Annotated in this window: 7 protein-coding genes; 4 read left to right on the forward strand and 3 right to left on the reverse strand. The window is 57.4% G+C overall.

Features of this window, described 5'->3' with window-relative positions:
- Positions 1-30: 30 nt before the first annotated feature.
- Positions 31-966, reverse strand: a complete 936-nt coding sequence (gene rihA / locus ABLU96_RS20090) for a pyrimidine-specific ribonucleoside hydrolase RihA (RefSeq protein ID WP_025107881.1) — start codon at positions 964-966, stop codon at positions 31-33.
- A 293-nt stretch (positions 967-1,259) separates the two neighbouring features.
- Here rihA and ABLU96_RS20095 point away from each other — a divergent pair, with 293 nt between their 5' ends.
- The gene (locus ABLU96_RS20095) at positions 1,260-1,559 is read left to right on the forward strand and encodes a DUF406 domain-containing protein (RefSeq protein WP_025107880.1); all 300 of its coding nucleotides are present in this window, start codon (positions 1,260-1,262) and stop codon (positions 1,557-1,559) included.
- Positions 1,560-1,632: 73 nt separating this feature from the next.
- Here ABLU96_RS20095 and pqqU read toward each other — a convergent pair whose 3' ends face one another.
- Positions 1,633-3,744 (reverse strand): TonB-dependent receptor PqqU, encoded by a 2,112-nt coding sequence (gene pqqU, locus ABLU96_RS20100; RefSeq protein WP_048262993.1) that lies wholly within the window; start codon positions 3,742-3,744, stop codon positions 1,633-1,635.
- Between the two features lie 263 nt (positions 3,745-4,007).
- Between pqqU and ABLU96_RS20105 the strand changes: the two genes are divergently transcribed.
- Both ABLU96_RS20105 and ABLU96_RS20110 read left to right on the forward strand, forming a co-directional pair.
- Entirely contained in the window at positions 4,008-5,069 is a 1,062-nt protein-coding gene (locus ABLU96_RS20105; protein ID WP_048262996.1) for a YncE family protein, read from the forward strand.
- Between the two features lie 232 nt (positions 5,070-5,301).
- Entirely contained in the window at positions 5,302-5,523 is a 222-nt protein-coding gene (locus ABLU96_RS20110) for a YgdI/YgdR family lipoprotein (RefSeq protein WP_009652277.1), read from the forward strand.
- Between the two features lie 45 nt (positions 5,524-5,568).
- Here the strand turns inward: ABLU96_RS20110 and ansP are convergent, their stop codons facing one another.
- Positions 5,569-7,029, reverse strand: coding sequence for an L-asparagine permease (gene ansP / locus ABLU96_RS20115; protein ID WP_025107878.1), 1,461 nt, complete (start codon positions 7,027-7,029; stop codon positions 5,569-5,571).
- A 268-nt stretch (positions 7,030-7,297) separates the two neighbouring features.
- On the opposite strand from ansP, the gene ABLU96_RS20120 reads away from it, so the two are divergent.
- Positions 7,298-7,837: an AAA family ATPase gene (locus ABLU96_RS20120; RefSeq protein ID WP_047723849.1), complete on the forward strand. Its 540-nt coding sequence runs from the start codon at positions 7,298-7,300 to the stop codon at positions 7,835-7,837.
- The last annotated feature ends 104 nt before the right edge of the window (positions 7,838-7,941 follow it).

A 7,941-nucleotide genomic window follows, 5' to 3' on the forward strand; every position in this document is an offset into this window, starting at 1 on the left:
AGGCATCGCGCCTGCCGGTTTTATGATGATTTATGCGTAAAACGCCAGCCGCTCCGCCAGCAGGTCAACAAACGCCTGGCGATCGACATCGAGCATCACCGTTGCGTTCGGCTTCCTGCCGGTCAGATTGTAGAAATCGACCACGGTCATTCCCTGTGTATATTTCCCCTGCGTTTCCACGCCGACCCAGCGTTCAACGGTGGTAAACATCTCCGGCTTCAGCAGCCAGGCAATGGTGCACGGGTCGTGCAGCGGCGCGCCGACAAAGCCCCATTTCTCATCCTTATGGTACTCAAGGAAGAAGTCGAGCAGTTCGGCGACGATGGTGGATATCGGGTTGCCAATGCGGCGGAAGCGCTCAATATCCTCAACGTGAATTTGCGCTTTATGGGTGACGTCTAACCCGGCCATCACCACCGGAATGCCGGACTGGAAAACGATCTCCGCCGCTTCCGGGTCGACGTAGATATTAAACTCGACCGCCGGCTGCCAGTTACCCAGCACCATCGCACCGCCCATTATCACGATGCGGGCAATTTTGGCATGCAGTTCAGGGTGGCTGTTGAGCAGCAGGGCGACGTTGGTTTGCGGGCCGGTTGCGACGATGGTGACCGGCTCGGCGCTGTCGCGCAGGGTTTTGGCCATCAGCTCGACGGCGGTGCACGTCTGGGCGGCAAAGCCCGGTTCCGGCAGCGCCGGACCGTCAAGACCGCTCTCGCCATGCACGTTATCGGCGATAATCAGCTCCCGCATCAACGGCTTGAGCGCGCCGCCGGCTACCGGAATATCCGGGCGCTTAAGCAGGGTGAGCATCCGCAGGACGTTGCGCAGGGTTTTGTCCGGGGTCTGATTTCCCGCGGAAGAGGTGACGGCTTTAACATTGAGTTCGGGTGAGGCGAGGGCAAGAACGAGGGCAATCGCGTCATCATGACCCGGATCGCAATCGATAATCACTGGCAGTGCCATAGCAGCTCCTTGTTGGCGTTATTTTGTGACAAGGGTAACGCCGTAAAGCGGTATAGACGAGGCTTAGCGCAGGATAGTGTGATGACGTGCACGATTGAGCGCCGATATCGCGCGACGCCTTGCCAATCTATCTGCCTGATCCTTGCGCAATCAGGGGGTAGCCATGCGGTGGCGCAAAAAGTCGCTTCTCGCGGAGGCCTATAATGATCAAACGACTCAACCATACAAATATTCATGGTTTGCTTTCCGCCAACGGATTCTTATTCTAAAGAAAACTTCAAGAGGTAACCGCAATGAAAGATGTTGTAGATAAATGCAGTACCAAAGGCTGCGCCATTGACGTGGGCTCGATTATTGATAATGAGGACTGCGTCTGGCGGGTAGAGAAAAACTTCGCCAGCCGCGAAGAGGCCGAGTCCACCATCGCGGCCGTCCGCGAACGTGCCCTGGCCGCCGCGCCCGCCAGCGAGCCGCCGCAGGTCGACTATACCATCGTGGCCGCCGGCGATGAGGCAAAGCTTGAGGCTTCGATTGCCTTCTCCTGCCAGGCGGAAAAGATCATTTTCGAATTGTCGTTAAGAAACGTGATTTAACGCCATCGAGCATCCACGGCTAACCCTCAACAGGATCCTGCAAGCGATCCCGTTGAGGTCCCGCAATTAAGCGTTACTCAAACCGCCATGCCAGATTTAGACCGATACCGTAATTACGGCCCGGCGCCGGTTCGTAGTAGCGGCCGTTGGATTCGTTAACGATAACCGAGCCCGCGTAGCTGCGGTCAAACAGGTTATCGACGCGGCCAAACAGATCCATATCCATTTTGCCGTAGCTCCATTTATAGCCGGTCGTCAGGCCGACCACCGTCCAGGATGGGGCTTTGGCGGTATTCTCATCGTTAGCCATAATATCGCTCATATAGCGAATATCGCTGCCCGCGTACCAGCCTTTTTCGGGCTGGTAGCCAAAGGAGGCATAGCCCATGTTGCGGGCGATCCCCGGAATGCGATTGCCTTTACAGCTGGCATCATCACAGACGTTGGTACGATAGGTCGCATCCAGCCAGGTCCAGGCCGCTTTTAAACGCCAGCTCTCGCCGAACTGCTGATCCAGCCCCAGCTCCATCCCCTGGCGACGGGTTTTCCCGGCGTTTTTGTAGCTGGTACGCCCGCCGCTGCTGGCGTCGACGACAATCTCATTGTCGGTGTCGGTCTGGAACAGCGCGGCGGTCAACAGGCCGTTGCCGATACGCGCCTTGCTGCCAATTTCAACGGTTTCGTTGGTGGACGGCTGCAGGCCAAAGTTCAGCCCGCCCTGGTCGCCGGAGCGATAGGAAAGCTCATTGATGGTCGGCGTTTCGAAACCGCGGCCGGCGGAGACGTAGACGTTCCACGCGTCGGTTACCGCATATTTCAGCGATCCTGCCGGCAGCCATTTATGATAGCTGGCCTCGCCGCTGTCATCGCCGTTGCCCGGCGTAATGTAATAATCGTTGGAATCGAACCAAACCGAGCTGTAGCGCACGCCCGCGTCCAGAGAGAGTTTCTCGGTGAGCTGCCACTGGGTTTGCAGATAGGGATCGACGTTCCACATCAGGTTACGCTCGTTGCGGCGCAGGTCTCCCTTTTCACCGTACTGCGGCGCGCCGTTGCTCATAACAAAGTTTTCGTAACCTTTGCGGCGCTCGCTCATGGTTTCGTAATCAAGACCGGTGGTAAAGGTGACCGGCACCAGCAGCTCGCCGCGGTGGGTCCAGCGGGTATCAATCCCCTGGTAGTGACGCGTCAGGTCGATAACGCCGCCAGCATGGGTGGGTTTGAGCTGCGGCGCGCGAGGAATCGACTGATATTGCGTGGTTTCACGTTCACCGGCGTACATCATCACGCTCAGATCGTCCTGCTCGCTCAGCTGTCGCTCGTAGCGTAAACCGGCCTGGGTCTGTTTGATGGTTTTGCGGGTATTGTACTCATCGCCTCTTGGCGACTGGCGCGGATTATTTTGCCATTCGTCGTAGCTCAGGCCGCCCGCGTCATTAGCTTTAATATCCACGCTGTTAAACAGCAGGGTCAGCTTACTGACGTCGTTGATGCGCACGCCGAGCTTCGCGTTGGCGAGATTCTTACGCGCGCCGCTATGGTCACGGGAGCCGTGGGTGGTGAAGCGGTTGGTGGAAACCACGTAGTCGACGTCGCCCGCGTGGCTGCCGTCGCCCACCGCGCCGGTCGCTTTCATACCGTAATGCCAGGTGCCAAAGCTGCCGTAGTAGCTGCTGGCTTCGATAGTGGGCGGCTGGCTTCCGGTCTGGCTGGTGGCGTTGATCACCCCGCCGGAGGAGTTACCGTACAGGGCGGAAAAAGGCCCGCGCAGCACCTCGAGCGAATCGAGGCTGCCAATATCAATATTCGAGGTTTGCCCCTGGCCATCGGGCATGGTGGCCGGAATACCGTCGACGTAAATACGCAGCCCGCGCACGCCGTAGGTGGAGCGGGACCCGAAGCCGCGAATCGAAAGCTGCAGATCCTGCGCGTAGTTCTGGCGGTTTTGCACCTGCAGTCCCGGTACCGCGCCCAGCGACTCGGAGAGGTTTACCCGCGGCGCGGCCTGGCGCATCTCATCGCCGTTAACCACGCTAACGGCGGCGGGGGTATCGAGTTCAGAAACCGCCGACGGCGCGGCGGTAACCACCATAGTCTGTTCAGCGGCGAGAGCGGTTGGCCCTGCGGAGACCAGCGGCAAAAGCAGAGCGGGGAGCGCGGCGGCGCGCACGGAAAGGATTTTCATCAAAGTTACTCACAAAACGAACCAAACGGAACATATGTATATATGTTAGCTCTTTTGTAAATTTTTTGAAAAGACTTAACGGAATTTGAGTTAACAAATAGCAAGAATTGCGTGATGTCGAGAACGCTACGGGTAATTAACGCTCCACATTGCGATAAATAATGATTACTATTCGCATTCCTAAGAAGAGCGCAAAGCGATGATTTTGCGCCCCGGAAGCACTGTCGAGCAGGCATATATTTGTTTTATCAAAGGGAGTCGTCATGTCATTACGTCATCTGTCCGCGCCGCGTCTGCGCCGTTCACTGTTGTTAACTTCGTTACTGCTGGCGGGGAGCTTTAGCGCCCACGCGGCGGAAGAAATGCTGCGCAAAGCCGTCGGCAAGGGCGCATACGAAATGGCCTATAGCCAGCAGGAGAATGCGCTGTGGGTGGCCACCTCGCAAAGCCGTTCGCTGGATAAAGGCGGTATCGTTTACCGTCTCGATCCGACGACTCTCGAAGTCACGCAGATTATTCATAACGATCTGAAACCCTTCGGCGCGACGATTGATAACGCCACTCAGACCCTGTGGTTTGGCAACACCACCGACAGCACCGTCACCGCCATTGATGCTAAAACCGGGAAAGTGAAAGGGCGTCTGGTGCTTGACGCCCGCCAGCGCAGCGAAACCGTACGTCCGCTGGCCCCGCGCGAGCTGGCGGTCAACGAGAAAACCAACACCGTCTACATCACCGGGCTGGGTAAAGAGAGCGTGATTTGGGTGGTGGATGGCGACAAGCTAACGCTGAAAGACACCATCGCCAATACTGGCGCAATGGCGACCGGTCTGGCGCTGGACGCGGAAGCGAACCGTATCTATACCACCAATGCCGACGGGGAACTGGTGACTATCGACAGCACCAGCAACAAAATCCTGTCGCGTAAAAAGCTGCAGGATGATGGCAAAGAGCACTTCTATCTCAACCTGAGCCTGGATACCGCCGGACATCGCGCCTTTATCACCGACGGTAAACAGCCGGAAGTGCTGGTGATCGATATTCGCGATGGCAAAGTGCTGGAGAAAATCGCCGCGCCGGAGTCCCTGGCCGTGCTGTTTAACCCGACCCGCAATGAAGCCTACGTGACGCACCGTAAAGCCGGCGAAGTGAGTGTGATCGATGGTAAGACCTACAAAGTGGTCAAGACCTTCAAAACGCCGACTCATCCGAACAGCCTGACGCTCTCCGCCGATGGTAAAACGCTGTACGTCAGCGTGAAGCAGGAGTCGACGCGTCAGAAAGAGGCGACCCAGCCAGATGACGTTATCCGCATCGCGCTGTGATCCTGACGGGAGGGGGCAACCTCTCCCGCCATCAGAGCGCTCGCACTGCAGCCGGGTGGCGGCTTACGCCTCACCCGGCCTACAAAATGCACTGTTTGCTGTCTGACCGAAAACCGCACCCATCCAGATATCACCCTCTGTTACAAACACTTATTAGCCTGATAAATGTAATGGCTATAAACTTACGGCTTTCCTGCGCAAGCGGGACGGTGGCATTAATCCTGGAGAAAAGATGAAAAAATCATTAATGGTTGTTTGCGCCGGCGCGATGCTGGCTCTTCTGGCGGGCTGTAGCTCAAACTATGTCATGACGACAAAAAGCGGGCAGACTATCGTAACGCAGGGCAAGCCGAAGCTGGATAAAGATACCGGAATGACCAGCTATACTGATGAGTCGGGCAATAAGCGCCAGATTAACAGCAGCGATGTGGCCCAGCTGGTGGAAGATAATTAAGTTGTGCGGTTGCGGTTTGCCCGGTGAGGCAAACCGCAAAGTGATTTATTGCTGTTTTTCAATATTCGGCGCGGTGCTATGAATGTCATGCACGCGCTTGCGCACGCCAAACCAGCCGGCGACCAGCAAAACGGCAATCAGCGGAAGCGAACCGATGGTATAAGTCCCATTCGGATAATCGAAAGCCATTAATACCAGCACGCTAAGCAGGAACAGCAGGGTCAGCCAGGAGGTAAAAGGCGCCCCCGGCATCTTGAAGCTAACGTCCGCCGCTTTGCCTTCCTTGATCGCCTTACGCAGGCGCATCTGGCACACCACAATAAAGCCCCACGAGGCGATAATCCCCAGCGACGCGACGTTAAGGACAATTTCAAATACCTGCGAAGGCACCAGGTAGTTGAGGAATACCCCAACGACATACACCGCCAGCGTCGCCAGAATCCCGGCGTAGGGCACGTGGTGGCGGCTCATTTTCGACATAAACTTCGGCGCCGAACCGCCCATCGACATGGAGCGCAGAATACGCCCGGTGCAGTAGAGGCCGGAGTTGAGGCTGGAGAGCGCGGCGGTTAACACCACGATATTCATCACGCTGCCGATATACGGCACGCCCAGCTTCGAGAAGAAGGTGACGAACGGGCTCTGCCCGGCCTGATAGGCATTCCACGGCAGCAGCAGCACCAGCAGCAGCACGGAGCCAACGTAGAACAGACCAATACGCCAGATAACGCTGTTAATGGCGCGCGGCACCATGGTCTGCGGATCTTTACACTCGCCAGCGGCGGTACCCACCAGTTCGATAGAGGCGAAGGCGAACACCACCCCCTGTACCAGCACCAGCGCCGGCAGCAGGCCGTGCGGGAACAGGCCGCCGTTATCGGTAATCAGGTGGAAACCGGTGGCATTGCCATCCAGCGGCTTTCCGCTGCCAAGAAAAATAGTCCCGACCACCAGAAACGCGACGATAGCCAGAACTTTCACCAGCGCGAACCAGAACTCCATCTCGGCGAACCATTTCACGCCGATCATGTTCATGGTGCCGACAATCGCCAGCGCGCCGAGAGCGAAGACCCACTGTGGAACGTCGCCAAACGCGCCCCAGTAGTGCATATACAGCGCGACGGCGGTGATATCGACGATCCCGGTCATCGCCCAGTTGATAAAGTACATCCAGCCCGCAACGTAAGCCGCTTTTTCGCCGAGGAACTCGCGGGCGTAGGAGACGAAGCTGCCGCTGGAGGGGCGATGAAGCACCAGCTCGCCCAGCGCGCGTAAGATAAAGAACGAGAAGAGGCCGCAGACCAGATAAACCAGCGCCAGGGCCGGTCCGGCCATCTGCAGGCGCGCGCCCGCGCCGAGGAACAGGCCGGTACCAATCGCGCCGCCGATGGCAATCATCTGCACCTGACGGTTGCCCATCGCCTTGTGGTAGCCCGACTCCTGCGAGTTCAGCCAGTGGCGTTTGGCAGCGTGCTGCTCCGCCACGCTAGAGTGTTTTGTATTCATTGATGTCGCTATTTTCCTGTCAATGTCCATGAAGTGGTTCGTGCTGCTGGCTCTCTCATCATTCTGAGGAATGAGATAAGCGAGCATGGCGGAGAATCCTACACGTATCGGAAAATGGACGCACGCAAAAGATGTGCGGACAGCACTTGCTTAAATATCAATGAGATCGGAAGCTTTTCGGCGTTCGCGCATGATGGGGAAATTTTGCTCATCGTTTTAACGTTATTGCGCTATTATTCTCCGCCCGCGTTTTGCCCGAGAGACCACGATGAAAATCAATGTAGTAGGGACCAGCGGCGTCGGCAAATCCACCCTCGCGCGTCGGCTGGCTCAGGAACTGTCACTGCCTTATATTGAAATGGATGTGCTCTACTGGCTGCCCGAGTGGCAAGGGACGCCGGACGATGAGTTCTACGCCAAACTCACCGCCGCGCTTGCCGCGCCCGGCTGGGTGCTGGACGGCAACTATAACCGCAGCCGCCCGGTAAAATGGCGCGATGTGGATCTGGTGGTATGGGTGGACTACAGCTTCTGGCGCACGATCCGCCAGGCGGTCCGTCGCGCGGCTTCACGCGCAAGCCGACGACAGGAGCTGTGGCCCGGCACCGGCAATTGCGAAACCTTCCGCCGCTCTTTCTTTAGCCGGGACTCTATTATTCTCTGGACGCTGAAAACCTGGCGCAACAATCGCCAGCGTTACCTGGCGGATATGCAGGACCCGCAGTATCAACACATTCGCTTTGTTCGTTTACGCGACCAGCAGCAGACCGAGGCGCTGGTGCGCGAGCTTCGGCAGAATAGCCGATAATCCCCCGGCTCGCGCTGCGCGTAGCCGGGCTACCGGACCGCAGATTGTCGGTAACCCGTAGCCCGGGTAAGGCGTTTACGCCGCAACCCGGGGAATATGCCGTG

The organism is Klebsiella sp. CN_Kp106, assembly GCF_040064575.1.
Lineage (GTDB): Bacteria > Pseudomonadota > Gammaproteobacteria > Enterobacterales > Enterobacteriaceae > Klebsiella > Klebsiella michiganensis.